At 70.7% G+C, this 26,145-nt stretch carries 28 protein-coding genes; 18 read left to right on the top strand and 10 right to left on the bottom strand.

Annotated elements, in window-relative coordinates:
- The first annotated feature begins 19 nt into the window (after positions 1–19).
- From ABD830_RS36565 to ABD830_RS36540, 6 genes are all read left to right on the top strand, one after another.
- Entirely contained in the window at positions 20–478 is a 459-nt protein-coding gene (locus tag ABD830_RS36565) for a thioredoxin family protein (protein ID WP_344997921.1), read from the top strand.
- A 171-nt stretch (positions 479–649) separates the two neighbouring features.
- Positions 650–1,063: a DUF4395 domain-containing protein gene (locus ABD830_RS36560; protein WP_344997919.1), complete on the top strand. Its 414-nt coding sequence runs from the start codon at positions 650–652 to the stop codon at positions 1,061–1,063.
- Positions 1,060–1,899: a sulfurtransferase gene (locus ABD830_RS36555; protein ID WP_344997917.1), complete on the top strand. Its 840-nt coding sequence runs from the start codon at positions 1,060–1,062 to the stop codon at positions 1,897–1,899. Before ABD830_RS36560 ends, ABD830_RS36555 begins: the two co-directional genes overlap by 4 nt.
- Positions 1,899–2,201: a DUF1416 domain-containing protein gene (locus tag ABD830_RS36550; RefSeq protein ID WP_344997915.1), complete on the top strand. Its 303-nt coding sequence runs from the start codon at positions 1,899–1,901 to the stop codon at positions 2,199–2,201. Before ABD830_RS36555 ends, ABD830_RS36550 begins: the two co-directional genes overlap by 1 nt.
- A gap of 109 nt (positions 2,202–2,310) precedes the next feature.
- Complete coding sequence (locus ABD830_RS36545) at positions 2,311–2,871, top strand: RNA polymerase sigma factor (RefSeq protein WP_344997913.1); 561 nt, start codon at positions 2,311–2,313, stop codon at positions 2,869–2,871.
- Positions 2,868–3,632, top strand: a complete 765-nt coding sequence (locus ABD830_RS36540; RefSeq protein WP_344997911.1) for a methylated-DNA--[protein]-cysteine S-methyltransferase — start codon at positions 2,868–2,870, stop codon at positions 3,630–3,632. Before ABD830_RS36545 ends, ABD830_RS36540 begins: the two co-directional genes overlap by 4 nt.
- 5 nt (positions 3,633–3,637) lie before the next feature.
- Here ABD830_RS36540 and ABD830_RS36535 read toward each other — a convergent pair whose 3' ends face one another.
- Positions 3,638–4,186, bottom strand: a complete 549-nt coding sequence (locus ABD830_RS36535; RefSeq protein ID WP_344997909.1) for a helix-turn-helix domain-containing protein — start codon at positions 4,184–4,186, stop codon at positions 3,638–3,640.
- A 232-nt stretch (positions 4,187–4,418) separates the two neighbouring features.
- Here ABD830_RS36535 and ABD830_RS36530 point away from each other — a divergent pair, with 232 nt between their 5' ends.
- Positions 4,419–5,660 carry a hypothetical protein gene (locus ABD830_RS36530; RefSeq protein WP_344997907.1) on the top strand — a complete coding sequence of 414 codons (1,242 nt, stop codon included), beginning with the start codon at positions 4,419–4,421 and terminating at the stop codon, positions 5,658–5,660.
- Between the two features lie 6 nt (positions 5,661–5,666).
- On the opposite strand, the gene ABD830_RS36525 is transcribed toward ABD830_RS36530, so the two are convergent.
- From ABD830_RS36525 to ABD830_RS36515, 3 genes are read right to left on the bottom strand one after another with little or no spacing between them, the layout of a single operon-like run.
- Entirely contained in the window at positions 5,667–7,301 is a 1,635-nt protein-coding gene (locus tag ABD830_RS36525) for a flagellar basal body-associated FliL family protein (RefSeq protein ID WP_344997905.1), read from the bottom strand.
- Positions 7,302–7,308: 7 nt separating this feature from the next.
- Positions 7,309–7,959 (bottom strand): hypothetical protein, encoded by a 651-nt coding sequence (locus ABD830_RS36520; protein WP_344997903.1) that lies wholly within the window; start codon positions 7,957–7,959, stop codon positions 7,309–7,311.
- Positions 7,956–8,618 (bottom strand): DUF4352 domain-containing protein, encoded by a 663-nt coding sequence (locus ABD830_RS36515; RefSeq protein ID WP_344997901.1) that lies wholly within the window; start codon positions 8,616–8,618, stop codon positions 7,956–7,958. Before ABD830_RS36515 ends, ABD830_RS36520 begins: the two co-directional genes overlap by 4 nt.
- 170 nt (positions 8,619–8,788) lie before the next feature.
- Between ABD830_RS36515 and ABD830_RS36510 the strand changes: the two genes are divergently transcribed.
- The gene (locus ABD830_RS36510; protein WP_344997899.1) at positions 8,789–10,735 is read left to right on the top strand and encodes a hypothetical protein; all 1,947 of its coding nucleotides are present in this window, start codon (positions 8,789–8,791) and stop codon (positions 10,733–10,735) included.
- A 167-nt stretch (positions 10,736–10,902) separates the two neighbouring features.
- On the top strand, positions 10,903–13,779 hold the full coding sequence (locus ABD830_RS36505) for an ATP-binding protein (RefSeq protein ID WP_344997897.1): 2,877 nt from the start codon (positions 10,903–10,905) through the stop codon (positions 13,777–13,779).
- A gap of 92 nt (positions 13,780–13,871) precedes the next feature.
- Here ABD830_RS36505 and ABD830_RS36500 read toward each other — a convergent pair whose 3' ends face one another.
- Positions 13,872–14,306: a YjdF family protein gene (locus ABD830_RS36500; protein WP_344997895.1), complete on the bottom strand. Its 435-nt coding sequence runs from the start codon at positions 14,304–14,306 to the stop codon at positions 13,872–13,874.
- A 157-nt stretch (positions 14,307–14,463) separates the two neighbouring features.
- On the opposite strand from ABD830_RS36500, the gene ABD830_RS36495 reads away from it, so the two are divergent.
- Together ABD830_RS36495 and ABD830_RS36490 are read left to right on the top strand one after the other, a co-directional pair.
- Positions 14,464–15,693 carry a MurT ligase domain-containing protein gene (locus tag ABD830_RS36495; protein WP_344997893.1) on the top strand — a complete coding sequence of 410 codons (1,230 nt, stop codon included), beginning with the start codon at positions 14,464–14,466 and terminating at the stop codon, positions 15,691–15,693.
- The gene (locus ABD830_RS36490) at positions 15,683–16,396 is read left to right on the top strand and encodes a type 1 glutamine amidotransferase (RefSeq protein ID WP_344997891.1); all 714 of its coding nucleotides are present in this window, start codon (positions 15,683–15,685) and stop codon (positions 16,394–16,396) included. Before ABD830_RS36495 ends, ABD830_RS36490 begins: the two co-directional genes overlap by 11 nt.
- Positions 16,397–16,470: 74 nt before the next feature.
- Here ABD830_RS36490 and ABD830_RS36485 read toward each other — a convergent pair whose 3' ends face one another.
- Entirely contained in the window at positions 16,471–16,923 is a 453-nt protein-coding gene (locus tag ABD830_RS36485) for a winged helix-turn-helix transcriptional regulator (protein WP_344997889.1), read from the bottom strand.
- A gap of 91 nt (positions 16,924–17,014) precedes the next feature.
- On the opposite strand from ABD830_RS36485, the gene ABD830_RS36480 reads away from it, so the two are divergent.
- Together ABD830_RS36480 and ABD830_RS36475 are read left to right on the top strand one after the other, a co-directional pair.
- Positions 17,015–17,608 carry a dihydrofolate reductase family protein gene (locus tag ABD830_RS36480; protein WP_344997887.1) on the top strand — a complete coding sequence of 198 codons (594 nt, stop codon included), beginning with the start codon at positions 17,015–17,017 and terminating at the stop codon, positions 17,606–17,608.
- Positions 17,608–17,928 (top strand): putative quinol monooxygenase, encoded by a 321-nt coding sequence (locus tag ABD830_RS36475; RefSeq protein WP_344997885.1) that lies wholly within the window; start codon positions 17,608–17,610, stop codon positions 17,926–17,928. Before ABD830_RS36480 ends, ABD830_RS36475 begins: the two co-directional genes overlap by 1 nt.
- On the opposite strand, the gene ABD830_RS36470 is transcribed toward ABD830_RS36475, so the two are convergent.
- Both ABD830_RS36470 and ABD830_RS36465 read right to left on the bottom strand, forming a co-directional pair.
- Positions 17,922–18,284: a DsrE family protein gene (locus ABD830_RS36470; protein WP_344997883.1), complete on the bottom strand. Its 363-nt coding sequence runs from the start codon at positions 18,282–18,284 to the stop codon at positions 17,922–17,924. The genes ABD830_RS36475 and ABD830_RS36470 overlap by 7 nt on opposite strands.
- A gap of 64 nt (positions 18,285–18,348) precedes the next feature.
- The gene (locus tag ABD830_RS36465; protein WP_344997881.1) at positions 18,349–20,457 is read right to left on the bottom strand and encodes a transglycosylase domain-containing protein; all 2,109 of its coding nucleotides are present in this window, start codon (positions 20,455–20,457) and stop codon (positions 18,349–18,351) included.
- A 117-nt stretch (positions 20,458–20,574) separates the two neighbouring features.
- Between ABD830_RS36465 and ABD830_RS36460 the strand changes: the two genes are divergently transcribed.
- The 4 genes from ABD830_RS36460 to ygfZ all read left to right on the top strand — a co-directional run bounded on the left by ABD830_RS36460 (position 20,575) and on the right by ygfZ (position 23,119).
- On the top strand, positions 20,575–21,063 hold the full coding sequence (locus tag ABD830_RS36460; protein ID WP_344997879.1) for a heme-binding beta-barrel domain-containing protein: 489 nt from the start codon (positions 20,575–20,577) through the stop codon (positions 21,061–21,063).
- Positions 21,064–21,069: 6 nt separating this feature from the next.
- A complete protein-coding gene (locus ABD830_RS36455; protein ID WP_344997877.1) occupies positions 21,070–21,366 on the top strand; it encodes a DUF2470 domain-containing protein in 297 nt (98 codons plus the stop codon).
- Between the two features lie 324 nt (positions 21,367–21,690).
- A complete protein-coding gene (locus ABD830_RS36450) occupies positions 21,691–22,104 on the top strand; it encodes a Fur family transcriptional regulator (protein ID WP_344997875.1) in 414 nt (137 codons plus the stop codon).
- Positions 22,105–22,180: 76 nt separating this feature from the next.
- On the top strand, positions 22,181–23,119 hold the full coding sequence (gene ygfZ, locus ABD830_RS36445) for a CAF17-like 4Fe-4S cluster assembly/insertion protein YgfZ (protein ID WP_344997873.1): 939 nt from the start codon (positions 22,181–22,183) through the stop codon (positions 23,117–23,119).
- A 6-nt stretch (positions 23,120–23,125) separates the two neighbouring features.
- On the opposite strand, the gene dtd is transcribed toward ygfZ, so the two are convergent.
- A complete protein-coding gene (gene dtd / locus ABD830_RS36440) occupies positions 23,126–23,551 on the bottom strand; it encodes a D-aminoacyl-tRNA deacylase (protein WP_344997871.1) in 426 nt (141 codons plus the stop codon).
- A 70-nt stretch (positions 23,552–23,621) separates the two neighbouring features.
- Here dtd and ABD830_RS36435 point away from each other — a divergent pair, with 70 nt between their 5' ends.
- Positions 23,622–24,530, top strand: a complete 909-nt coding sequence (locus ABD830_RS36435; protein ID WP_344997869.1) for an asparaginase — start codon at positions 23,622–23,624, stop codon at positions 24,528–24,530.
- Here ABD830_RS36435 and ABD830_RS36430 read toward each other — a convergent pair.
- Positions 24,527–26,134: a DUF2207 domain-containing protein gene (locus ABD830_RS36430; protein WP_344997867.1), complete on the bottom strand. Its 1,608-nt coding sequence runs from the start codon at positions 26,132–26,134 to the stop codon at positions 24,527–24,529. The genes ABD830_RS36435 and ABD830_RS36430 overlap by 4 nt on opposite strands.
- Positions 26,135–26,145: the final 11 nt, after the last annotated feature.

Raw genomic sequence — 26,145 nt, 5'->3', positions numbered from 1 at the left:
CGCGTGGTTGCATCTGGCGATGACTGGTTGGTGGGTGGCGCTGGCGACCCTGGCGCTCGGCACTGTGATCGGGGTGGTCCGCCTGCGCCGCGACGGACGGGTGCGTGACACGGGTGACACCGGCGAGGACCGGCTGTCCGGGGCCGAGCTCGGCGTGGGGCTGGGCGAGCGGGCGACGCTGGTGCAGTTCTCCACGGCGTTCTGCCAGCCGTGCCGGGCGACCAGGCGGATCCTCGCCGACGTGAGCGAGCTCGTGCCGGGGGTGAGCCACGTCGAGATCGACGCCGAGTCGCGGCTCGACCTCGTGCGGCGGCTCGACATCATGCGCACGCCGACCGTCCTCGTGCTGGACGCCGGCGGAAGGATCGTGAAAAGGGCCGCCGGCCAGCCCCGCAAGGCCGACGTCCTGGCGGCGCTCGCCGCGGCCGTCCCACCTCCGCCGTCTCAAGAGTCGTCTCACCAACCGGACGAGATGTGACAGATGACGAGACGCCGAGTAGTGTCTTCGGCATGAACCCAACGACAGAGCTGCTCACGAAGCGGCGCGCGGTTGATTTCTGCCGCGTGACCACCGCGCTCTGTCGCGCTGCCTGAGGACGATCCCGCGGACGTCTGGTCCGCCCCGTCGACCCTTCAGGAGCATCCTTCGATGCGTGCCGACCCTAGAGCGCTGCGCTTCGGCGCGGCCATCACCACCCTGGTCCTCGCCCTCGTTCTGGTGACGGGGAGCGCCTGGCTGCTCGCCGCCCAGGCGGTGGTCTTCGCGCTCGGATTCGCATGGCGCTCGCCGTACACGATGCTCTTCAAGGCGCTCGTCACGAGCGCGCCGAAGGAGACGGAGGACGCCCGCCCGCCGCGCTTCGCGCAGGGGGTGGGGCTCGCCTTCGCGGTCGTGGGGCTGGCCGGATACCTCGCCGGGATCGTGCCGCTGGCCCTCGTGGCCACGGCCGGGGCTCTCCTCGCCGCCTTCCTCAACGCAGCCTTCGGATTCTGCCTTGGCTGCGAGATGTACCTGCTCATTCGCCGTCTACTGCCCGCCGCCAACATGGAGGTTCCCAAATGAGCCGCTCCGCCGCCCTGGTGGACGCCGACTGGGTCGAGGCCAACCTCGACACCCCTGGAGTCGTCCTCGTCGAGGTCGACGAAGACGTCAGCGCCTACGACAAAGGCCACATCCGTGGCGCCGTGAAGGTCGACTGGCGGCAGGACCTGCAGGACCCGGTGCGCCGCGACTTCGTGGACAAGACCGGTTTCGAGGCCCTGCTGTCGGACCGCGGCATCTCCAACGATGACACCGTCGTGCTCTACGGCGGCAACAACAACTGGTTCGCCGCCTACGCGTACTGGTACTTCAAGCTCTACGGCCACGAGAACGTCAAGCTGCTCGACGGCGGGCGCAAGAAGTGGGAGCTCGACTCCCGCGAGCTGGTGCGGGACGTGCCCGAGCGGGCCAAGACGCAGTACGTCGCCCAGGAGCAGGACACCAAGATCCGCGCCTTCCGCGACGACGTGGTCGCCGCCATCAGCAAGCTCAACCTGGTCGACGTGCGCTCGCCCGACGAGTTCACCGGCAAGCTGCTCGCTCCCGCGCACCTCCCGCAGGAGCAGGCGCAGCGCGCCGGCCACGTGCCCACCGCCCGCAACATCCCCTGGTCCAAGGCCGCCAACGACGACGGCACGTTCAAGTCCGACGACGACCTGCGCACGCTCTACGGCGAGGCCGGGGTCGACTTCGGCAAGGACACCATCGCCTACTGCCGCATCGGTGAGCGCTCGGCGCACACCTGGTTCGTCCTGCACGAGCTGCTCGAGCAGGACAACGTGAAGAACTACGACGGTTCGTGGACCGAGTACGGCTCGCTCGTGGGCGTGCCGATCGAGCTGGGGGAGGCCCGCTGATGACGACTGCACAGGGTTGCGGAGCGCCGGAGCAGACGATCGCGCTGCCCGCCGGGATCGACCTGGCCACCCAGGCCGTGATCCAGGGCGTGGTGACGGGAGCCGGCACCGCGTACGCACGGCTGCTCGACCACTCCGGCGAGTTCACGGGCGAGGTCGTGGTGTCCGACGAGGGCATCTTCCGCTTCTTCGCCGCTCCCGGCGACTGGACCGTCCGCATCATCGCGGGCGGTGGCGTCACCAGGGACATCAAGGTGGAGGCCAAGCTGGGCGAGGTCTCCTCGCTCGCGGTCGCCGTCTAGCCCCGTATTCCGCGAAACCATTCGCCCGCGTCCGCGCCGGACGCGGGCTTCTGGCTTTTCAGGGACGTGGCCCTGCAACGGATCGGTACGCGGCGGTGTTGTAGCAGGTGTGAGTGAAACCGACTGTCTCGACCCAGTGCGCAAGGCGCTGCTCGACGACCTCGACCAGGGGTTCGCCGAGCTGTACAGCACCTACCGCGGCCTGGTCTTCTCGACCGCGCTGCGGTTGAGCGGGCGCTGGGCCGACGCCGAGGATCTCACCGCGGAGGCGTTCCTCCGCGCGTACCGGGCGCTGGCCGGCTACGAGGGCGACCGCATCGCCGCTCTCCAGCCGCGCGCCTGGGTGATGACGATCCTGATGAACATCTGGCGCAACTGCGCCAGGACCAAGTCCCGCAAGCCGCCACCCGAACTGCATGACCAGCCGATCGAGGAAGTCGATCCCGGACAGGACGTCGAGGAGGCCGCGGTGCGCCGCGAGACCGGCGACGAACTGGTCGAGCTGCTCGGCCTGCTGCCCGAGGATCAGCGGGTCGCGGTGGTGCTCAGGCACGTCGTCGACCTGCCGGTCAGTGAGATCGCCACCGTGCTCAAGATCCCGCAGGGTACGGTCAAGTCGCATGTGTCGCGCGGGCTGCGGCGGCTGCGCGTATTGGGAGGTGCCCGATGACCCACGATCCGCTGCTCGAGGGAACGGAAGCGCCGGACGGGCTGCTCGCCGCCCTCGCCGGGCTGGCCGCCGACGCGCCCCGGGGGCTGTTCGACCGGATCGCCGCCCGCTGGGTACACGTGCCGAGCCCGATCGGTGAGCTCGGGGTCGCGTTCACCGACCAGGGCGTCGCCTACGTGCACGCGGGCGAGGGGTTCGCGGAGGCGTTCAGGAAGCGGTTCGCCCGGCCGCTGCTGCCCGCCGAACGGCCGCCCGCCGGGCTGCTGCCCGCGCTGCGCACCGGCCGCCCGTCCAAGGTCCGGCTGGACCTGCGCGGGCTGAGCGACTTCCAGCGCGACGTGCTGGAGGCGGCCCGTACGATCCCGCGCGGCGAGGTCAGGCCGTACTCGTGGATCGCGGAGCGGATCGGCCGGCCGGGCGCCGTGCGCGCGGTGGGCACGGCGCTCGGCCGTAACCCCGTGCCGCTGCTGATCCCGTGCCACCGCGTCACCAGGTCGGACGGTGTCGTGGGTGACTACGTGTTCGGCTCGGCGGCCAAGGAGCGCCTGCTGCTGGCCGAGGGCGCCGATCTGGAGCGGCTGCGGGAGCTGGCAGGGGAGCGGGTCTTCTACCTGGCCAGCGACACCACGGGCGTCGTGTGCTTCCCGACGTGCCACAACGCCAGGCGCATCACGCCCCGGCACCGGCACGGCTTCCGCACCGTCGCCCAGGCGGCGGCGGCCGGTTACCGTCCATGCCGCACCTGCCGGCCCGCCGCGTAGGCCGCTCAGGGCTTGGCCGGGTAACGGATGAGGACCGTGGCGCGTACGACGTCGGGGCCGCGCGCGCGGTAGCCGTGCGGCACGTCGGAGACCCACGAGATGTGGTCGCCCGGCCCGGCCGTGAGCGGCTCGTGGATGGGCCCCGCGCTGAGCGTGCCGGTGAAGACCGTGACGTGCTCGCTCACGCCCTCGTGATGCGCGGGCGAGGTCTGGGTGAGGCCGGGCGGGACGGTGACCCGGTAGAGCTCGTACGTGACGCGCTCGTCCTCGAACACCTCGAGCAGCTCCGCCTCCATCGCCGTGCCCCGCATGATCTGCGGCTCGGGCGGGTCGGCGAGCAGCGCCCCGATCGGCACGCCGAGCTGCGCGGTGATCGCCCAGAGCGTCTCCAGCGTGGGATTGTGCGTGCCGGTCTCGGCGTCGGCCAGGATGGCCTTGTCGACGCCGGAGCGCTTGGCGAGCTCCGACAGCGACACGCCGCGCTCCTGACGCAGTCGCCGTAGGCGATCCCCCACCACGCGAGGGTCGGCGTCCATTGCGGGCTGCGGCTCCATAGAGCCATGGTGCACGCGTCACGCTTCGTGGTCGCCAGTCCTCGCCGATAATTCTTTTGTCACTGCCAAGGGACGACACCCGCACCAGCACGCCTGTGCCCGGTCCACGGATGGGAGCGCTTTGGGGGAGTTGCGGCTGCGGCAGATGGGACAGACCGCTACGATTCTGCAGATGTCCGGTTCGACAGGTGTGATGGCGCCTCCCCGACCTGGGCCTACGTCGGCTCCGGGGATGCCGTCGCCGTACTCGCTGCCCCTGCACACCCTGCGACTGGCGGGCAAGTGCGCCCTGCCGCTGATCTTCTGGTTCGCGGCCGGCCAGCTCGCGCGCTTCGTCCTGCTGTACGGCGCCACCGAGGTCGCGTACGGCGATTTCCGGCAGGTCCGCCTGGTCGCCGTGATGACGTTGCTCACGCTCATCGTCCTGACCGCCATGACGGTCACCACCGGCATGCTCTACTCGCTGCGCGGCGCGCTGTGGGAGATGCGCGCGAGGGTCGAGGAGGGCGTGGCGCAGGAGCGCTTCTTCCGCGTGCTCGACCGGGTGGCCCCGGCCTTCGCCGTGCTCTACCTGGCGTGGGGGTTCCAGACGGAGGACGCCAGGGACGTCTACCAGATGGACATGTTCCACCATTTCCACGACCTGACGGGCGCGGCCTGGTTCGGCGAGAAGTCGCACGTCGGCCGGGGGCTCGTCGATCTGGACTGGCGGGTGTCGCTGGGGACGATGGCCGTCATGTTCGGGCTGAAGTGGCTCTTCGCGAAGCTCGTCGAGAAGGGCAAGGGCAGCTTCTACGGCTTCCTCGCCGCCTTCTCCGAGTTCGCCTTCGTCTTCTACGGCCTGAACGCCACCTTCTTCATCGCCAGCGCGCGCTCCGAGTGGCTCCAGCACCGCAACGTGGTCGCCGGCACGGAACACGTCTGGGCCGAGGCGCAGAAGAGCCTGCCGCTGTGGGAGACCGTCTCCGGCTTCTTCGGCGATGTCTGGCCGCTGTTCCTCGACGCCGTCGCCGTCCCGCTGGCCTGGCTCACCGTGGCGATGCTCGTCTTCGGCGGCTACTCCGACGAGACCCGCGCCCTGCTCAAGGGCACCCGCCTGGAGAAGGGCGTGGACCGGCTCGAACACAGCCACGACCTCACGCAGAAGTCGTTCGACCACCTCACCGGCGGCTTCAGGGACCGCTGGCTGCCGCTGGCCAACTCCCTGCGGATGGTGTTCAACAGCGGCGCGCCGCTGTTCGGGATGATGTGCCTGTGCTACGGGATCATCTCGGTGGCGGGGCAGTACGCCGAGCGTGGGCTGCTGACGCTGGTGGGGACGCAGCAGGAGAACGCGTTCGCCTTCATCGAGCCGCCGGTGTCCTTCGTGCGCGACATGATCGTGACCGTGCTGACCATGTCGCTGCTGGCGGCCGCGTACGACATCGCCGCCACCAGGGCCCGACTCAACGGCGAGCCGCTCAACGACGTCTGAGCCGTCTCACCTGCGCCTGAAGCGGAGCACCTCGACGTCCTGGTCCATCTTCTCCACCTTCTCCCGGTTGAAGAGATCCGCGGTGGGGGTGTCCGACCGGTAGTTGCTCGGGCGGAAGGAGAGCTCGACCTCGTTCGCCACCGGGGTCGGCACGATGGCCAGCCCCTGGATCTTGTACTCCTTGCCCACTTCCATCCGGTCCGTCGGGGCGTCTCCCACGTCCTCGGTCTCGACGGTCCAGGTACGGCCGGCGCGGTCCTCGAACTGGACGTCGTAGGGCTTGGCGGTCATGGTGGCGCTGCCCTCGTCGAGGACCTTCTTCGTGATGTCCACCTTCAGCCAGGTCACCTCGGCGCCGTGCTTGCTGCTCGCGGGAGCCTTGGTGGGCGCGACCGCGGCCCGGTACTCGACGTTGCGTACCGTACCGGCCTGGCCGGCGGGCACGATGATCTCCTTGGTCTCCTTGGCGTTGCTCTTCTCGAAGAAGAGGTAGCCGTCGTACGACTGGGCGGCTGTCGTGAGGAGCGACACGATCACGGCGCCGGCGGCGATCAGCAGCGTCCGCTTGCGCCGCGCCTTGGGCGCGGTGGCCCTCGACCCTTCGGACGGCCCTTCGGCCGGGTCCGCTTCGAGCGGGCCCTCGGCGTGGCTCGCCCCGTACGGACCTTCGGCGGCGTGCGCCGGCCCGGACGCAACCGGCCCGGACGCAACCGGCCCGGATGGGGCCGCGCCGGAGTGCCGTGGGAAGGGCGTGGGCGGGCCGGACGGCGACGGGCTCGGCTGCGGCTCGAAGGGCAGGGGGCCCTCGACGGCCGGTAGCGGCTGGGTGGAGCCGCCGACGGGTTCGCGGGGGGCCGGCGGCCACACCTGCTGGTCGGACAGGGCATGCCGAGCCCGGCCCTGCGCCGCGCCATGGCGTCCCTGTCCTGGCACGGGCCTCGGACGCCGGGCCGCGCCGCGGGGCGACTCCGTCGCGCCATGCGCTCCATGGGCCTCGTGCACCCCGTGGGGCCGCTCCGGCGCCCTGTGTGGCGCGGTGGGCTCGGAGGCGCCCTGGGGCGTGCTGAGCCATTCAGGCGCCTTCTGCGGCGCGGTGGGCTCGGACGCGCCTAGCGGCGAGCCGGGCCATTCCGGAGTCTGGTGCGGCGCGGTGGGCTGGGACGCCCCTTGCGGCGAGCCAGGCCATTCCGGAGCCTGCTGCGGCGCGCTGGGCCATTCAGGACCGCCCTGTGGCGCGCTGGACCATTCCGGCGCATCCTGGGGTGCGGCATCCGGCCACCCCAGCGCGTCCTGCGACCCGCTCGGCTGCGCCTCCAGCGCGTCATAGCCGGGAGGCGGCGTCGCGCGGCCGTGACGCCCGCCGTGGCGCGGCCCGAGCCCGGGCAGCGCTCCCCCGGAGGGCAGCCGAGGGACGGGCGCCGTCTCCGCACCGGGCGGCACGTCGTCCCAGGGGCCCGGCCCGGCCGGCGGCTCCTGGCCGGATCGCGGGCCGTACTCGGAATGCCGCCCATGACCGGACGGCACGGTGTGGGAGCCGAGACCGGGGGGCGGCTCCTGGCTGGACGGAGGCGGAGGCTGGGGCGATTCCTCCTCGCGCCGCTCGTCCTTGGGCGAGAACCAGTCGCGCTCGTTCGTGCTCATCCTGCGATCACTTCTTGTCGGTCGAGTAGACGTCCTGAGGCGAGGCCGCGAGCTTGCGCGCGCCCTCCTCGTCCAGGCCGAGATCCACCTCGACCTCCGGCTGGTACGACTCCACCAGCACCTTCTGCGGCAGCGTGAACAGCACCTTAGCCCCGGGCAGCGCGGAGGCCGGCACCTCGAAGAAGAACCGTCCGCTCACCCAGATGTCCGGCTGCACCCATGTGTTGGCCAGCGTCAGCATGGTGTTCACCCGGTCGGTGGCGGAGAAGCGCTTGCCGTCGGCGGTCACCAGCACCGGCTGCGCCAGGTGATAGGGCTTGAGGCTGGACTTGGCCGAGGCGTTCACGATGAGGAAGAGATGGTCGGTCCCGAGGGTGCTGCCGCCGGTCTGGATCGACTTGGCCGCGACGAACGAGTCCAGCCGGACGGCGAACCGCCGCGCGTCCACGGCCTCGCCCTTGGCTCCCGTGTAGGTGAGCGGATCGCCCTGCTCACCCTCGGTCATGTGCAGGGTCTGCACCCCCACGGCGCCGGCCAGCAGCACCAGGCCCACGACCACGCCGAGCAGCCGGGCCCCCGTCCCTTGGCGCTGATCGGCCCGCCTGCCGCCGCCGCGGCGGGCGGGCGCCACGGCTGATCTCTGCTCCGTCGTGGTCACGCTGTGTCGCCCTTCTTGACAGTCAGCGTCACCCGGGCCTTGACCTCGGGGATCCACTTGTCGCCCACTTCCTCGGCGACCATCTTCCAGACCGGTATGTTGCTGCCGAATTCGGGTTCGAGCTCGAAGGAGGCCACGTCCATGCTGATCCTGTCCGGCGGACGCTCGTTGTCCTTCAGCTCGTAACGCACGATGACCTGGCTGGCCATGCCCGGCTGGAGCTGGCGGGTCTGGCCCCCCTTGGCCAGCGCGTAGGCGAACGGCCCCGCCTCCTTGTCGAAGGCCGGGCTGATGTTCAGCAGTGAGGCGGCGAAGGCATTGGAGGTGAAGGCCTGCTCGATCTTGTCGGCGGGCAGTCCGACGGAGAAGGTCTCGTCGCCCTGGTTGGTGACGTCGAAGACCAGCTCCACGAAGCGCTTGTCCTCGTCGAACTGCGTCTTCGCCCGCTCCACCGCCACGCGTGACTCGACGAACCTGGTGGAATAGAGGCCCTGGTCGAGCACCGCGCCCTGGCCCAACGGCTCCGGCTCGTCAGCGGCCTCGCTCAGACCGCCCAGCAGAGCGGTGATGCCGACGGCGGTGAACGCCACCAGGGCGATCGCGGGCACCACTACCGGGCGTCTGGGCTTGTCACTGCTTGCGCCGGAGGGTTCCGTCATGAGTAAGGATGGTAGTAGGTCTCGTCTGTCCCATCTGCCGCAATGCTCCCATCGGACAGGGAGAATTGCCGAGAAACCCTGCCGCTGCGGGGCTGGAAACTCATACGCTGTCACGGAGCGGAAAGGGCTGGCCCCTACTCCTAACGACATATCGGCGGCCGGAGGGTCACGTGACGGACGTGCATCCCGAGCATGTCCAGCTACAGGCGGACCGCATCTACCTGGGCTGGCAATACATCCTGCTGCACCCCGACCCCGGCCCACCACCCAAACGTCCCTCGCCGGTCGAGGAGCCGCCGCCCGCCGCCGCGCCCGACGCCGTGGCGCAGGAGCTGCTGCGCCGTGAGCGCCGCCAGGAGGACATGCTCAACCAGCCGGTGCGGATCGTCCGGACGTTCATGCTGGTGCTGGCCGTGCTCATCCTCGCCGCGGCCATCGCGGGCTACCTCGCGTGGCCGTTCGCGTTCGCCGGGCTCACCGCCACCGGAGGCGTGGCGGGCATCTGCAGTTACGCGCTGCTGCAGGGTGACAGGGCGGTCAAGTACCGCGTGCTGGAGCAGCAGGCCAGGGACGAACGCCGGCGCGAGGAACGTGACAAGGAGCTGTTCCGCGCGCAGGAGGAGCACGCCCAGCGCTACCGCGAGTGGCAGGACTCCAAGGAGCGCCACGACAGGCAGCTCACCTGGTACGCGGTCGCCGTACCCGACGAGATCGACCGCATCGACGTGGCGGGCGGCACGCTGCCCGGCTGGTCGGCGCTGATCACGCTGCTCGGGGCGACGCGGCTCTACAGCGGCGGCCACCTGACCGTGCTCGACCTGTCCGAGGGCGCCATCGCCAAGGACCTGATCGAGCTGGCCCGTAAGGGCGGCGACGATCCGCTGGTCTGGGTGCTGCCGGTCGATCTGCCCAGGCTCGACCTGGGCGCCACGCTCAAGCCCGAGGCGTTCGCGGACGTGCTGGCGCACGTGGTGAGCGTGAGCGAGGAGCACCGCACCACGCGCGACCTCAGCTTCGACAACGCGATCCTGGAGCGGGTGCTGGAGGTGCTCGGCGAGAACGCCACGATCAGCCAGGTCACGGCCGCGCTGCGGGCCCTGGCGCAGGTGGGCGACCCGCGCGACGACCTGAGGTTCGGGCTGATCACGGCCACCCAGCTCGAGCGGATCGGCACGCTGTTCGGGCGCGGGGTGAGCGACCGGGTGGTGATCGAGCGGGCCTGGGCGCTGGAGTCGCAGCTGCGCAAGCTGGAGACGCTCGGCACCGAGGCCGTCCGGCTGCCGCCGGCCAGGCTGCGGGTGGTGAGCATGGACCGGCAGGCGGGCGTCTTCGGCAACCGCGTGCTCGGCACGTACGTGGCCACGGCCCTCACCCACATCCTGCGCCAGTCCGCCGCCTCGGACCGGCCCTGGTACCACACGATCATCGTGGCGGGCGCCGACAAGCTCAGGGGCGACGTGCTCGACCGGTTGATGGACGCCTGCGAGACCTCCCGTACCGGACTGGTCCTGACATACCGGTCCTTGACGCCCACGGTGCGGGAGCGGCTGGGCAGGGGGCACGCGGCGGTGGCGTTCATGCGGCTCGGCAACGCCGAGGACGCGCGGGTCGCCAGCGAGCACGTCGGCACCGAGCACCGGCTGGAGCTGGCCCAGCTCACCGAGACGATCAGCGAGTCGCTGCCCGGCCTCGACGGCGGCTACACCTCGACGATCTCGCAGCTGGACGACGACAGGGAGACCAGGGACGAGAGCCACGCGGACCTGGCCGGCGACATCACCGAGTCCACCGAGTGGGGCAGGACCGCCGACAAGATCTCCGAGAAGGAGCGGGTGCTGCAGCGCTCGCGGGAGTTCCTGGTCGAGCCGCACCAGCTTCAGCAGCTCCCCACGACCTCCGTGATCGTCACGGACGCCACGGCCCAGGGCAGGCGCGTACGCCTCGCCGACGCGAACCCGGCCATCCTGACCTTCCCCAAGACCACGCTCGGCGAGCTGGAGGAGGTACGCGAGGCCGTGATGGCGCTCGACCCCAAGGCGCGGGACGGCGACGCGGAGCCCCCACCGAACCTCGGACCACCACCGCCACGCCTGGACTGGCGCAAGGGGAGGCAATGACATGGTCAATGTCAAGGTGACGAGCTGACGGTTGGCGGAATTTAACAAAGAACCGTCTGTGGGGGAATGAAATGCAGCCGAGTGTCTCGTTGAGTGGGCCCTGGTATCGAATCCAGTCGATCGCAGCACCCTCGCGAAGCTCGTCGGCGGAGTGGGATTTCGTCACCGTGCTGCCCGCGGTGCTGTCGGCCGCGCAACGCGACCGGCCGTTCGTCATCGGGTGGCTGTCGCGAGGGTCCGGCGCGCCGCTCGAGCTCATCACCAACGCGGGGCCGCTGTCGCCGCCGCGCCAGCCGCGCAGGTCCACCGACGCGGCCGAATACCCGAGCGGCCCGCAGCCGCTGCTCTTCCCGGGAGGGGCACGCGGGGTCCAGCTCAGCGAGGAGTACCTCGCCGACCTGGCGGACCTGGTCTGGACGCCGTGCCCGGGACGGCAGGCGCCGCCGCTCGGGAGCAAGGGGCGCGAGTTCGACCCCGACGAGCTCAGGCGGCCGACCCTCTTCGAGGCGACGGTGGTGACGCTCATGTCGCGGCCGTTCGCCTGGCTGGTGGTGGCCGAGCCGACCGACCTGCTCGACGCCGAGGTGGCGCACCTGCGTACCCAGCTCAACGTGCTCAGGCAGTACGGCGACGCCTCCGAGCGGTCCCGCTTCGACGCCGAGCGGGCCGAGCGGCGCATGCAGGAGCTGGACGCGTTCAGGGAGGCTGGCCTCTGGAATGTGCGCGTGCTGGCCGGGGGCGCCACCGCCGAGGAGCTGCGGCAGATCGCGCCCGTGCTGGTCGGGTCGGTCGAGATGAGCCAGCACCCGTACCGGCTGCGCAGCTCGCACGGCGCGGCCTACACGCTGTCGGAGGCCCTCGCCATCACCATGCAGGACCCGGCCGACGGCGCCGCCGCCCCGTTCGCCGCCACCGCCGGCGCCCTCGCGGCGCTGGCCGGACTGCCCAGGCGGGAGGTCCCCGGGGTACGCGTGCTCGAGTCGGGCTTCTTCGACGTGACGTCCGAGGCCGACGGGGGCGAGCTGGAGCTGGGGGAGATCCTCGACGGGCAGGACCGGGGGGTCGGGACGTTCCGGGTGCCGCTGGCCACGCTCAACCGGCACGCGTTCGTCACGGGAGCGACCGGCTCCGGCAAGTCGCAGACCGTGCGTCACCTGCTCGAGCAGCTCAGCAGGGCCGGCATCCCGTGGCTGGCCATCGAGCCGGCCAAGTCCGAGTACGCCGCCATGGCAGGCCGCGTCGACGAACCGATCACGGTCATCAACCCGTCGGCCCCCGACGGCGTGCCGTTCAGCATCAACCCACTCGAACCCGAGCCCGGCTACCCCGTCCAGGCCCACATCGACATGGTCAGGGCGCTGTTCATGGCGGCGTTCGACGCGGAGGAGCCGTTCCCGCAGATCATGTCCCTCGCGCTGCAGCGCGTCTACGAGGCCACCGGCTGGGATGTCGTCACGGGCGGCGCCGTGCCGGGCTCGAACGTCCCGCCCAGCGTGCCCACCCTCGAACAGCTCCAGCAGCACGCCATGGACGTGATCAAGGAGATCGGCTACGGCCGCGAGGTCCAGGCGGACGTCGAGGGCTTCATCTCGCTCCGGCTCCGGTCCCTGCGGGTCGGCTCGGCCGGGCGCTTCTTCGAGGGCGGCCACCCGGCCGACATCGGCGGCCTGCTCGAACGGGACGTCGTGCTGGCGATCGAGGACGTGGCCAACGACGAGGACAAGGCGTTCCTGATGGGCACGCTGATCATCAGGATCGTCGAGCACCTGCGCATGCGGGCACGCAGGGAGAAGTCCCCCGAGCTGCGCCACGTCATCGTGATCGAGGAGGCGCACCGGCTGCTGCGTGACCGCGGCCACGGTCGGGCCTCCACGCACGCGGTGGAACTGCTGGCAGGGCTGCTCGCGGAGGTCCGCGCGTACGGCGAGGGCATCGTGGTGGCCGAGCAGATCCCCACCAAGCTCGTCTCCGACGTCGTCAAGAACACCGCGCTGAAGGTCGTGCACCGGCTCCCGGCCGAGGACGACAGGAAGCTCGTCGGCGCCGCCATGAACCTGAGCGACGAGCAGTCCCGCCACGTGGTCTCCCTGCAGCCGGGCTCGGCCGCGGTCTTCGCCGACGGGATGGACCGGCCGCTGCGGGTCCGCGTACCGCTGGGGGAGTCCAGGGAGAAGGTGCTGCCCGGCCCGCCGCCTCCCATCCGCGGGCGCCGGTCGGCGGCGTGCGGCGCGGCCTGCCGCACCGGGCAGGCGTGCACGCTCGTGGAGCTGCGCGAGGCCGACGTGCTCGCCGACGCGCCCGACTGGGCCTGGCTGCGGATCTGGTGCGACACGGTCGTGCTCGCCTTCGTCAGCAACCGGCCGCTGCCCGGGGTGCCGCGCGTCCTCGCGTCCGCCTGGGCCGACCTGCCGGCGCGGCGCAGGGAGTGCCTGCTGGCGACCCTGATCGAGCGCTCGGTGCAGCGGCGCGCCTGGTCGCTGCGGAGCTGGTTCGACCCTTCGCTGCTCACCGAGAAGGCCGCCGCGACCGCTACCCGGCTGCTCGCCGGGCTCGACAGCGGCGGGGAGCGGCCGGGGGCGCAGTGGGTGATCCCGCAGGTCCGGTGGCTGCACGAGGTGGACAGGCTCTTCCCGTACGGTCAGCCCGCCCCCAACCTGCGCAGTCCGGCCCCTCCCATGGAGTACGCCCTCTTCCGTCAGCCGCCGAACGGCAACGGCTCCTCGCCCGATCTCGTCCACACCGAGCTGCTCGGGCACCGGGCCAAGGCGCTCCGGCACCACCCGCTGTCCATGGAGGTGGACCGGAACCGGGCGCTGGCCTGGCGGGTGATCCTGGGGGACGACGAGAACGAAGGGGTCCAGCGGGACATCATGACGGTGGCGATCGGGATCGAGTCGTCGGCGCGGGTGCGGCATGTGGGGCAGACGATGGGGGCCGGGTGGCTGGAGGGCGTGCTCTCCTGGCCCCGGCGCTTCGTCCTGCCGTTCGACCAGGGGGGCGCCCTGGAGATCTCCTTCGCCGAGTCCGCCCCCAGCCCCTCCTGACCCCGCGCCGCCACCAGGCGCACGCGCCGGGCGCCGGTGTCCTTTCGGTGAAGGGGCGGGACGTCGCGGGTCGCCCCGGGGCGCAGCGGGGGTCACCGGTCCCGGCGGCGCTCGATGCGTTTGCGGCGGGCCACCTCCCGCTTGTGCTCCGCCGCCTCCCGCCGCCGGGCCCGCCGGTCGTCCACGGCCTCCGCCTTCCGGCCCTCCAGCTCCAGCCGCAAGGCCTCCTGGGAGGCGGTGTTCCGGCTGGACACCCTGGCCGCCGCCCGGGCCGCCAGCTTCGCGGCCCGCTTGGGGTTGACCCGCTTGACCTCCCGCCCCTCCGACGGGACGGCGGGTGAGGAGGCCGCGCGTTCCAGGAGGGCGACCCCGTGCCGCTGCAGGAACTCGTACAGCTCGGGGTCGGTCGGCTCGGACCCCAGCGTGAAGCGGGTCGCCCGGACCGCGCCGTCCTCGACGATCTCCAGGACGCCGACCCAGAACGGCCCGTCCAGATACACCGACAGCGTCACCACGATGCCCTCCATGCGGCATGCCGAAAAGACGGCCTGACGAGGCCGATTCCGGCACACCGGACATCCCATGGAAGGGCGGATACGGTGCGACTCGCCCGGGCTACCAACCGGGCCGCGTTTTCGTGTGCATCTCCAGACTATCGGCCAACGCCGACTAGGATCCTTGGACATGACCCAGCTTCCTCTGCGGGCCCAGCTCGCCAGCGCCCTGGGCCGCAGTGCCGCCACGCTGTCCAGGATGACCGGACGCGGAGACGGCTCGGTGATCGGCGGCCGAGTGGGCCTGATGCTCGAGCCCGACCTCCTGCGCAAGCTGGCCCACGACCGCAAGCTGGCTCTGGTCAGTGCCACCAACGGCAAGACCACCACGACCAGGCTGATCACCTCGGCGCTGCTCGAGCTCGGCGAGGTGGCCACCAACGCGTTCGGCGCCAACATGCCCGCAGGCCACGTCTCGGCGCTGTCCCAGCACAAGGACGCCCCTTACGGCGTGCTGGAGGTGGACGAGAAGTACCTGCCTGAGGTGCTCGACACCACCGGCGCGAGCGTCGTCTGCCTGATGAACCTCAGCCGCGACCAGATGGACCGTGCCGCCGAGATCTGGCTGCTCGCGCAGAAGTGGCGCAGGGCCCTGTCCGGCAAGCCCACCCACGTCATCGCCAACTGCGACGACCCGCTCGTGACCTGGGGCGCCTCCACGGCTGCCAAGGTCACGTGGGTCTCCGGCGGGCAGCGGTGGAAGGAAGACTCCTGGTGCTGCCCGGAGTGCGGCGGCCCGCTCGACCGCAAGGACGCCTTCTGGGCGTGCAGGGAGTGCACGTTCCACCGGCCGGAGCCGCAGTGGGCGGTCGACGACGACGTGGCCGTCGACCCGCGCGGGCAGCGGTGGATGCTCGACATCCAGCTTCCCGGCCTGGCCAACCGCTCCAACGCGGTGATGGCGCTGGCGGTGGCCGAGGCGTTCGGGTTGCCGGTGGAGCGTGCGCTGCCCCGGCTGCGCGAGGTCACCTCCGTGGCCGGCCGCTACACCACCGTCGAGCGTGACGGCCGCCACGCGCGGCTGTTGCTGGCGAAGAACCCGGCGGGCTGGCTCGAGGCGTTCGACGTGGCCGATCCGCAGCTGCCGATCATCCTCTCGGTCAACGCGCAGGGCCCCGACGGCCGCGACACCTCGTGGCTGTGGGACGTCGACTACCGCATCCTGCGCGGGCGGCCCGTGTTCGTGACCGGCGAGCGCCGCCTCGACCTGGCGCTCAGGCTCGACGTGGCGGACGTGCCGTTCACGCTGTGCGGCTCGTTCTCGGAGGCTCTCGCCATGCAGCCGCCCGGCCGGGTCGACGTGATCGCCAACTACACCGCCTTCCAGCACATCCGATCGGAGTTCGGCCGTGCCGTCTGACAGCGCCCTGCGCATCGTCTGGATCTACCCTGACCTGCTGAGCACGTACGGGGACCAGGGCAACGTGCTCGTCCTGGAACAGCGTGCGGCCCGCAGGGGCATCGAGACGGAGACGATCCACGTACGGTCGGCGGACCCGGTGCCGGAGAGCGGCGACATCTACCTCATCGGCGGCGGCGAGGACCGTCCGCAGATCCTGGCCGCCGAGCGCCTGCGCCGCGACGGCGGCCTCCACCGCGCGATCGCCCATGGCGCCGCCATGCTGGCGGTGTGCGCCGGATACCAGATCATGGGCAGCACGTTCGGCGGCGAGGAGGGCCAGCCGGTGGACGGCATCGGCCTGCTCGACATCGCCAGCTCCCGCGGGCCGGCACGCGCCGTGGGCGAGCTGGTCGCGGAGGTGGACGCCGCGCTCAATCTCCCCACGCTGACCGGCTTCGAGAACCACATGGGCGTCACCCACCTGGGGCCCGGCGTCAGGCCCCTGTCCAGGACCGTCGTGGGCGTGGGCAACGGCGACGGCTTCGAGGGCTGCTACGCGGGACACGTGGTCGGCACCTACCTGCACGGGCCCGCCCTGGCCCGCAACCCCGCGCTGGCCGACCTGCTGCTGTCGTGGCGGGTGGGTGAGCTGGTGCCCCTCGACGACACCCGCTACGAGGCCCTCCGCCAGGAGCGTCTGGCGGCCGTACGGCCGGCCTGACTTTCACCCTCGATCGAGCCGCACGCGGAGCTGGACGCGCGTGCGGCTCGAGTTTTATGTACGCGCAGTCCTGATCACGTGGCTGCACCGGGGCCCGGCAGCGGGTCGACGTCGCCTGCGTGCATCGGCTCGCCGCAGTGGGCGCAGCGCAGGTCGACACTGCTGATCTCACCGCACGCGTGGTGGCGGTAGAGCACCGGTGGCCCGGCCTCGCCCGCGAGCCACCTGTCTCCCCAGCCGGCCATGACCATGAGCAGGTCGACCAGCTCGGCGCCCTTCACCGTCAGGTGGTACTCGTAGCGCGGCCGCTGGTCGTAGGGGCGGCGTTCGAGCACGCCCTGGTCGACGAGGTGGTTGAGCCGTTCGGTCAGCACCTTGCGCGAGATCCCGAGATCGGCCTGGATCTGGTCGAAGCGACTCATGCCTACCCATACGTCCCGCAGGATCAGCGGCGACCACGGCTCACCGATCACGTCGAGGGTGCGCGCGATCGAGCAGGCCATCTCCCCGAACTGTGTGCGTTGCATGGGATCAGTCTAGCAATTGGGGTTCCCTTAGGGAACTTCATGGTGCTACGGTAACGGAGTCTCTTCAAGGAACTCCGAAAGGATCACGCAGATGAGCAAGGTCATCAGCGCCCACGCGGTGTCGGTCGACGGTTACATCACCGGCCGCGAGCCCGGCCCGGGGCGCGGACTCGGCGACGGGACGATGCTCTTCGACTGGTACTTCGACGGCGGCACGCCCAGCCAGGTGTTCGACGGCTTCAAGCTGAGCGAGCCCAGTGCCCGGGTCTTCGACGGCCTCGCCGGACGTGTGGGCGCGGTCGTGGCGGGGCGCAACACGTACGAGGACTCCGACCGTTTCGGCGGCGGCAGCCCCCACCCGGGGGCCCGGCTGATCGTCCTGAGCCATCGGGCGGCGCCGGAGCTGACCGAACGGCAGACCCTCGTCACCACCGGCATCGAGGACGCGATCGCGGCGGCCCGAGAGGCCGCCGATGGCAAGGACGTCGGCCTCATGGGCGGCGGCGCGCTGACCTCCGCGCTTCAAGCCGGTCTGGTCGACGAGGTGATCCTCCACCAGGTGCCGGTCCTGCTCGGCGGCGGCCGCCCCTTCTTCCAGGCGCTGCCCGAGCACGTGCGCCTGCGCCTGGTCGAAGCCGTCCCGGCGCCCGGCGTGACCCATCTCCACTACGAGGTGGTCCGCTGATGTACGGAGCACTCGTCAGACTCGTACTCAAGCCAGGGAAGCGAGCCGAGTTCCTGGAGTTCGCGCGCTGGAACATCCAGGTGGTCAGGGATTCCGAGCCGGGCACGCTGCGCCACGACCTGTGGGAGGTCGAGACGGAACCCGACGTGGTGTACGTCTACGAGGTCTACACGGACGAGGCCGCCTTCGAGCGCCACATCGAGAACGAGCCGGTGCGGAAGTTCGGCGAGATCATGAACGACCTGGTCGAGGGCTGGACCATGGTCATCCCCTTCGGACACAGCGTGGCGTCGAACACGGTCGAGCCCGCGGGTCAGTAGACCAGGGCCTGCGCGCCCTCGCTGACCGCTTCCTCGACGAACGCCGGAGCGCCCGCGATGCGGACCCCCTCGATGACGTCGTCCACGGTGATGTCCCTGCGGGCCGCGCACTGGGTGCAGAGCGTCACCCGCCCTCCCGCCAGCACGGCGTCGAGCAGGTCCGCGAGCGGTGCGGCATGTGGCAGGCTGAACTCCTTGGCCCGGCCCGGCAGCGCGAACCACGACGCCTCGCCGGTCAGCCAGAGAGAAACGGGCACACCGCTCGCGAGCGCGGCCGCGGCGACGGTGAAGGCCTGGTTGCACCGCTCGGGAGCATCCGCCCCGGCGGTCACCTTGATCACGAGTGATCGTCCCATACCGTCACCCTAACGCCCTCCGCCCGCGGCGACGGACTCCGATCGAGGACTCCGCCGAAGGACGCTAGTCCTGCTCCGTTTCCGGGTGGTCCTCGCGGGCCGGCGCGCAGCTCTCGGAGCAGCCGCCGAAGCGGGCCGTGTTCAGCGGGGTGAAGTCCGAGGCCGGCACGTCCTTGAGCGCCGCCGTCATGGTGTCCTTCCAGATCGGTCCGGGCACCGAGGCGCCGGCCACCGCGCCGAAGTACCGGCCGCCGATGGTGACCCCGGTGAGCTTGTACCGCTGCGAACCACGGGGGTCGCCCACGCTGACGGCCCCCGCGAGGTCAGGGGTGAACCCGGCGAACCAGGCCGTGGCGTACCCGTCCGTGGTGCCCGTCTTGCCCGCCGCCGGGCGGCCGATGCCGCCGACCCCGCGCATCGTGCCCTTGGTGAACACGCCGGACAGGACGTGCGCGGTGGCGTCGGCCACCTCCGGGTCCAGCGCCTTGCCGCACGACGGCTCGTACGGCGTCGTCGTGCCCGCCTCGGTCACCTTGGTGATGGCCATGGGCGCGCAGTACGTGCCGCGCGCCGCGACGGCCGCGTACGCGGTGGCCACGGTCACCGGGTCCATCTCGTTGATCCCGAGCGTGAACGTCTCGTACTCCTGCAGCGGACCGCCGTCCGCCCGCTCGATGCCCAGCGACTTGGCCGTCCGCACCGTCTCGCACAGGCCGACCCGCTGCTCCAGCGCCATGAAGAACGTGTTCACCGAGCCCCACGTGCCGGTCGCCAGCGTCTTGAATCCGGGCGAGCCCTCGTCGTTGGTGACCGTCCAGGAGGGAATGCCCATGTTCTGACCCTTGCAGTTCTTGAACGAGGCATAGCCGGGAGCGGTGTAGGCGTTGCTCACGCTGATCCCGTCGTCGATCTTCATGCCCTGCTCGAGCGCCGTGATCAGGGTGAACGTCTTGAACGTCGAGCCCGCCTGGAAACCGATCAGCCCGCCGTGCGACTTGTCCGCCACCGGGTTGTAGGAGATCTCCTTCCGCTTGGCCGACCGGCCGTAGGGACGGCTGGCCGCCATCGCCCTGATCTTGCCCGTGCCCGGCTCGACCAGCGCCTCGGCGGCCAGCGCGCGGTCCGAGGCGAACACGTGCTTCCTGATCGCCGTCTCAGCTGCCCGCTGGGCCTTCGGCTCCAAAGTGGTGTAGATCTTCAGGCCGCCGCGCTCGAACCGCTGCTCCCTGATCCGCTGCGTCCTGCCGAAGGCGGGGTTGGTGAGCAGCTCGTAGCGGACGTACTCGCAGAAGTAGGGATACCGGCTGGCCTGGCAGCCGTTGGGCGCCTCGACCCCCTTGTAACCGAGCTTCTCCGCCTTGGCCTGGGCCGCCTGCTCCGGCGTGATCCGGCCGAGCTCCGCCATCCGGTCCAGCACCACGTCGCGGCGCTGCAGCAGCCGCTCGCGGGCCTGCTTCCCGAGCTCGGGATCGGTGCTGTTGGGGTTCTGGACGGCGCCGGCCAGGGTCGCCGCCTGGGCGAGGCTCAGGTCGGCCGCCGAGACGCCGAAGAAGCGCCGCGCCGCCGCCTCCACGCCGTTGGCGCCCGCCCCGAAGTACGCGATGTTCAGATATCTACGGAGAATCTCGTCCTTGGAGTACTTCTCCTCGACGCCCATCGCGTACCGCAGCTCCTTGAGCTTGCGCGCGTAGCTGGCCTCCAGCGCCTTGTTCTTGCCCGCCTCCGTGTCGGCCGAGTTCAGCAGGACCTGCTTGACGTACTGCTGGGTGATCGACGAGCCGCCCTGGGCGATGCCGCCCGAGCTGAGGTTCTTGGCCAGGGCCCGGACGGTGCCCTCGAAGTCGATCGCGCCGTGCTCGTAGAAGCGGAAGTCCTCGATGGCGACGATCGCCGTCCGCATCACATCGGCGATCTGGTCGAGACGGACGACCTTGCGGTTCTCGGCGTAGAACTGGGCGATGCGGTTGCCCTTGGCGTCGTACACGACCGAGGTCTGGGCCAGGGGCGGCTCTTCGAGCCGGGCGGGCCTGAGATCCAGCGTCTCGGTGGCCGAGACGACCAGCGTGCCCGTGCCGCCCACGGCGGGCAGCGCGAGCGCGGCCAGCAGGGCGCCGGCGGCCACGGCCGCCCCGGTCAGACGGGCAAGGCTCGACAACGGGCTCGAAGGGGACATGGGCGTCATGACAGCACAGGCCCGTTCTTCCTGTCCAAGACTGATATGCCCTGTCCATTGATATCGGAATGGATATCGATGCCGTACGGCAGCCCAAGGCCACTAGGCTTGGGGAACATGGAAGAACCTGAGGTGCACCCCGACCTGGAGCCGATCGCGTTCCTGCTGGGGCGGTGGGAAGGCGCCGGCGTGGGCGGCTATCCGACGATCGAGAGCTTCAACTTCGGTCAGGAGATCGAGTTCGGGCACAACGGGAAGCCGTTCCTGTCCTACGTGAGCCGCACCTGGCTGCTCGACCAGGACGGCAACCGGGTCAAGCCGCTGGCCACCGAGTCCGGATACTGGCGTCCCCAGCCTGACAGGCAGATCGAGGTGGTGCTCGCGCACCCGACCGGGATCGTCGAGGTCTACATCGGCGAGGTCGTCTTCCACAAGATCGAGCTGCGTACGGACGTCGTCGCCCGCACCTCCTCGGCCAAGGAGTACACCGCGGGCCACCGGCTGTACGGGCTGGTCAAGGGCAACCTCATGTGGGCCTACGAGATGGCGGCCCTGGGACACCCGCTCACGGATCACATGTCGGCGGAGCTGAAGAAGGTAGCTTGATCAGCTATGAGCACGCCCTTCACCGCTGACGCCGTCGAGGCGATCAAGCGCCACATGAACGACGACCACGCCGAAGATGCTCTGATCATCGTGCGGGGGCTCGGCGACCGGCCCGACGCCACCTCGGCGGTGACGAGCGACGTGGATGGCGAGGCGATCGAGTTCACCGTCGACGGCGGGGAGCGGGTGCGGGTGCCCTGGGGCGAGACGCTCACCGAGCGGGCCCAGGTACGCAAGGCCGTGGTGCGGCTCTACCAGGAGGCGTGCGGCCGGCTCGGCATCGCGGCCAGAGGCGAGCACTGACCATCGGGAAATGAAGAAGGGCCCCGGGCCAACTCCGCCTGCCGAGCAGACGGGCCGGATGGACCATGGTCGGGATGGGATCCCGCCCTCCGGCTGCCAGGGGCCCCGGTGGTTGCCTCGTATTCGCGATACGTCACGAGACAACAGTCCGCGACGTCAGCGGACAACCACCTCGCTAGCCCAACTATGATTCACCATTGCTTGGACCACCTCCTTTCCGCGTACCAATGAAGCTATGCGCTCACGCTCGGAAGGGGCAAGTGAATATCCGGGGGCCGTCCTGCAGCCCATCCGCAAGGGTGGACAAGCGCCTAAACTCAGGACATGACCGAGACGCAGTGGCATGAGGAACTTCGCGCCAAGGGCTACCGGGTCACCCCCCAGCGCCAGCTCGTCCTTGAGGCGGTCAAGTCGTTGGAGCACGCCACGCCGGAGGAGATCTGCGTCAAGGTCCGCGAGACCGCCCGCGGCGTGAACATCTCGACCGTCTACCGCACGCTGGAGCTGCTCGAAGAGCTCGGCATGGTCACCCACACCCATCTCGGGCACGGCGCGCCGACCTACCACCTGGCCGCCGAGGCCGATCATGTGCACCTGGTGTGCCGGGGCTGCGACGAGGTGTTCGAGGTGCGGCCCGAGCTGGCGGACGGGCTGGTCAAGGGGCTGGACGAGGAGCTCGGGTTCGTCGCGGACGTGCGTCACCTGACGGTCTTCGGCCGCTGCCGCAACTGCCGGTAGCCGGTGCCGCGACCGCCGGTCGGCGCACGGCCTCCCGTCTTCGGGCATCGCCGTGGCTGCCGATAACCTTGGTGGCATGCGTAGCCCTCTGCTCGACCTCCCCGGCGCCGTCCCCGCGGATGGGCCGGACTCCGACGTAGCCGCGCACTACGGCGACCTGTTCGCCGAGCAGCGCGCGCTGGCCAAGGGTGAGGCGGTCGTCGACCGCAGCAACCGCGAGGTGGTCCGCATCTCCGGCGCCGACCGGCTGAAATGGCTCAACGACCTGACCTCGCAGAAGCTCGACACGCTGCGGCCCGGCGAGTGGACGCAGACGCTCGACCTCGACCTGCAGGGTCACGTGCTGCACCACCTGACGCTGGTCGACGACGGCGAGAGCGTGCTGGCCCACGTCGAGCCGGGCACCGCGCAGAGCCTGATCGACTATCTCGACCGGATGCGGTTCATGCTCCGGGTGGAGGTGTCGCGGGCCGACGACCTGGCCGTGCTCTCCACGGCCACGGAAGACCTCCTGGTGCCGCGCGACGAGCTGCCCGACCATCTGGGCAGGCCGCTGGCCGGGCTGTGGGCGTACGAGGCGCTGCGGATCGAGGAGCACCGGCCGCGGCTGGGGCTCGACACCGACCACAAGACGATCCCCCACGAGGTGGGCTGGATCGGCTCGGCCGTGCACCTGACCAAGGGGTGCTACCGCGGCCAGGAGACCGTGGCCAGAGTGCACAATCTCGGGCATCCGCCGCGCCGCCTGGTCTTCCTGCACCTCGACGGCAGCGTCGACACGCTGCCCCCGCACGGCGCCCCCGTGGTCCTCGAGGGCCAGGAGGTCGGCGTGGTCGGCTCGTCCGCCCGCCACCACGAGCTGGGCCCGATCGCGCTGGCCGTGGTCAAGCGCACGGTGCCGGTGGACGCGACGCTGCTGGCCGGCGGGGTGGCGGCGGCTCAGGAGGTCGTCGTGCCGCCGGACGCGGGCCGCAACGTCACCATCGACCCCTCGCTTCGCCGCCGCATCCGCTGAGGAGGCTCAGACCTCGACGACGAGGGTGATCGGGCCGTCGTTGACCAGCGACACCTTCATGTCCGCCCCGAAGACGCCCGTCTCCACGCGCGCGCCCAACGCGCGCAGCTCCTCCACCACCGCGTCCACCAGCGGCTCGGCGACGGGTCCTGGGGCGGCCGCCTGCCAGGTGGGCCGCCGCCCCTTGCGGGCGTCGCCGTACAGGGTGAACTGACTGATCACCAGGAGCGGCGCGGACACGTCCGAGCAGGACTTCTCGCCGTGCAGGATGCGCAGCCCCCACAGCTTCGCGGCAAGCTTGGCGGACGAGGCCCGGGTGTCCGTGTGGGTGACGCCCACCAGCACCAGCAGCCCCGGCTCCTCGATCGCCCCAACCGTGCGCCCGTCGACCACGACCGACGCCGAACTCACTCTCTGCACCACTGCTCGCATGCCAACCCATTCTGGACCAGGAGCGACGGTCCGTAGACTCAGGCCGAAAGGAGAGAGAAAGGAGAGAGATATGTCGATGATTGTGGAAGTTGTCCGGTCTGGGTTCGTGGAGTCCACGCATCAGGCCCGGATGCTGACCGTGGACGCGGAAGGGCGTCCGGTCGAGGCGAGGGGTGAGGTGCATGTTCCCGCGTCGCCACGGTCGTCGATGAAGCCGCTGCAGGCGCTCGGCATGCTCCGCGCCGGCCTGCGGCTGGAGGGGGAGCTGCTGGCGCTGGCCTGCGCCTCGCATTCGGGCGAGCCGTTCCACGTGGACGGTGTCAGGAAGATCCTCGCGGGCGCGGGGCTGGAGGAGTCGGCGCTGGGATGCCCCGAGGACTATCCGGCCGACCGCACGGTGACCGAACGCGGGCGCGTCTACATGAACTGCTCCGGCAAGCACGCCGCCATGCTCGCCACGTGTGTGTTGAACGACTGGCCCACCGACTCCTACCTCGAGCCCAGGCACCCGCTCCAGCGCGCCATCCGTGAGACCGTGGAGGACCTGACAGGGGAGCGGGTCGCGGCCTCAGGGGTGGACGGCTGCGGGGCGCCGCTGTTCTTCGTCTCGATGCTCGGCGTGACCAAGGCGTTCAGGGCGTTCCCCATGTCCTCGCCCGACTCGTACGAGCGCAAGATCTTCGACGCCATGACCACCTACCCCGAGTGGACCTCGGGCACCGACCGGCCGGAGGCCAAGCTCATGCGCGCGCTGCCGGGCCTCATGCTGAAGACCGGGGCCGAGGCGTTCGACGCGTTCGCGTTCGAGGACGGGCGCGCGGGCACCGTCAAGATCGAGGACGGGTCGCAGCGCGCCCGCGTCCCCGCCACGGTCGCGGCCCTGCGCTCGCTGGGGCTGGACGCGCCCGAGCTGGCCGAGCTGGGCGCGCCGCCGGTGCTCGGCGGCGGCCGGCCGGTGGGCGAGCTCCGCCTGCGCTAGAGGGTCCGGAACTGACGGGTGGCGGAGATGGCGCCCGAGGTCGTGGTGGTGAACGTCCGCATCGACCCGGCGAACTTGGACAGGTCCCACTCCGCCGGCCCGTGGTACCAGTACAGGTTGTCGGCCTGGTGGCCGTTCCCGGTCACCGAGGCCACCACGCGCGACCAGTGCTCCACCCCGTCGAAGATCACCGCGTACGGCAGGTAGCGCGAGAACAGCTCCACCCGGTGCTGCTCGGGCACGTCCCCCAGCTCGCCGGAGAACAGGTACTTCCGGAAGCCCATGGTGTGCGCCAGCGCCGCCGAGCCCTTGGCCGTCTTGGCCGGCATGTACTGCCCGCCGGCGGCCAGCGCGCCGCCCGCGATGATCAGAGCCAGGCCGAGCAGCCCGTACGTGGTGAACCAGGCCAGCGCCACCGTGGCCACCAACCCGAGGCCGATGAGCACCACGCCGATCGTCGTCCACCTGGTGCGCTCGGTGTCCGGGCGCCGGGCGAACCAGCCCTGCTTGACCACGTCGGCGTAGAGCGCGTCGCGCACCTTGCCCAGGTGGGCCGCGAACGAGCCGGACAGCTGCGACAGCAGCACCGCGTCGCGCCCGTCGAAGATGGCGTCGTACAGGGCGTGCTCGTAGGGCAGCAGCGCGTTGACGGGCGCGTTCGGCAGCCTGACCAGCATCCAGTCGGGCGCGTCGTACGCCTGCCGCGGCTGCTCGTCGATCCGCAGGTAGCCGCGGACCGCGAGGTCCACGATCGTGGCGGTCACGTCGACCACGTCGGCCTGCTCGTCCACGAGCGTGCCGATCTGGCCGGGCCGCACGCCGTCAGGCGGGGAGAAGTGGCCGTTCTGCACCGGATCGACCGCGCCCTGCTCGTGGCCCGCGACCCTGGCGTCGCGCCCGCGCGTCCAGTAGAGCAGGGCGAGGCCGCCGAGCAGCAGCACCAGGAGCCCGGCCAGGGCGCCGCCGGTGACGGTGTTCAGGGTGAAGGCGGCGGCCAGCGAGAAGCGCCTCTCCAGGATGGGGGCGCCGCCGCTGGAGCCCTTCGGGTATCCGACGACCACGGTCAGCGCCTGGCCGGAGCCGATGTTCTCCTGCTCGAAGTCGGCCTCGGTGGCCGAGTGGTCCATGGAGGCCGAGGTGCAGCCGATGGCCGAGGTCAGCTCCCCGGCGAAGCAGGACAGGTTCTGGACCTGCCCCGGGCCGTTCACCTTGACCGTGGCCTTGGCGACCTGCTGGTTCCAGCCGTTCACCGCGAACCAGCGCAGCTCCTCGACGCCGCCCGAGGTCGCCACCGCTCCCTTGACGTCGTACTCGACCGTCCCGTTCCCCTTCACGGTGAGCACGTCGCCTGCGAGGGTGCCGCCCTTGACGTTCGAGATCTGGTAGACGCGGTCGCTGCTGTCGTCGTACCGCGTCCTGGTGATGAACGTCCGCCTGAGCTCACCCGACGCCCCGCTGATCTTCTCGACCACGTGCAGGGTGCCGTTCTTGCCGAGGGTCATCGTCACCTCGTCCGTGATCCCGGCCGCCGCCGCGTACGCGGGAGCGGCGGTCAACGTCAGAGCGGTGGCCCCGAGCGCGGCGATCGTGAGTCTGATACCCATGGCGGCAAATC

The sequence above is a fragment of the Nonomuraea helvata genome (assembly GCF_039535785.1).
Lineage (GTDB): Bacteria > Actinomycetota > Actinomycetes > Streptosporangiales > Streptosporangiaceae > Nonomuraea > Nonomuraea helvata.
Note: the sequence above shows the minus strand (reverse complement) of the source record. Positions and strands in the feature narration are given on the sequence as shown.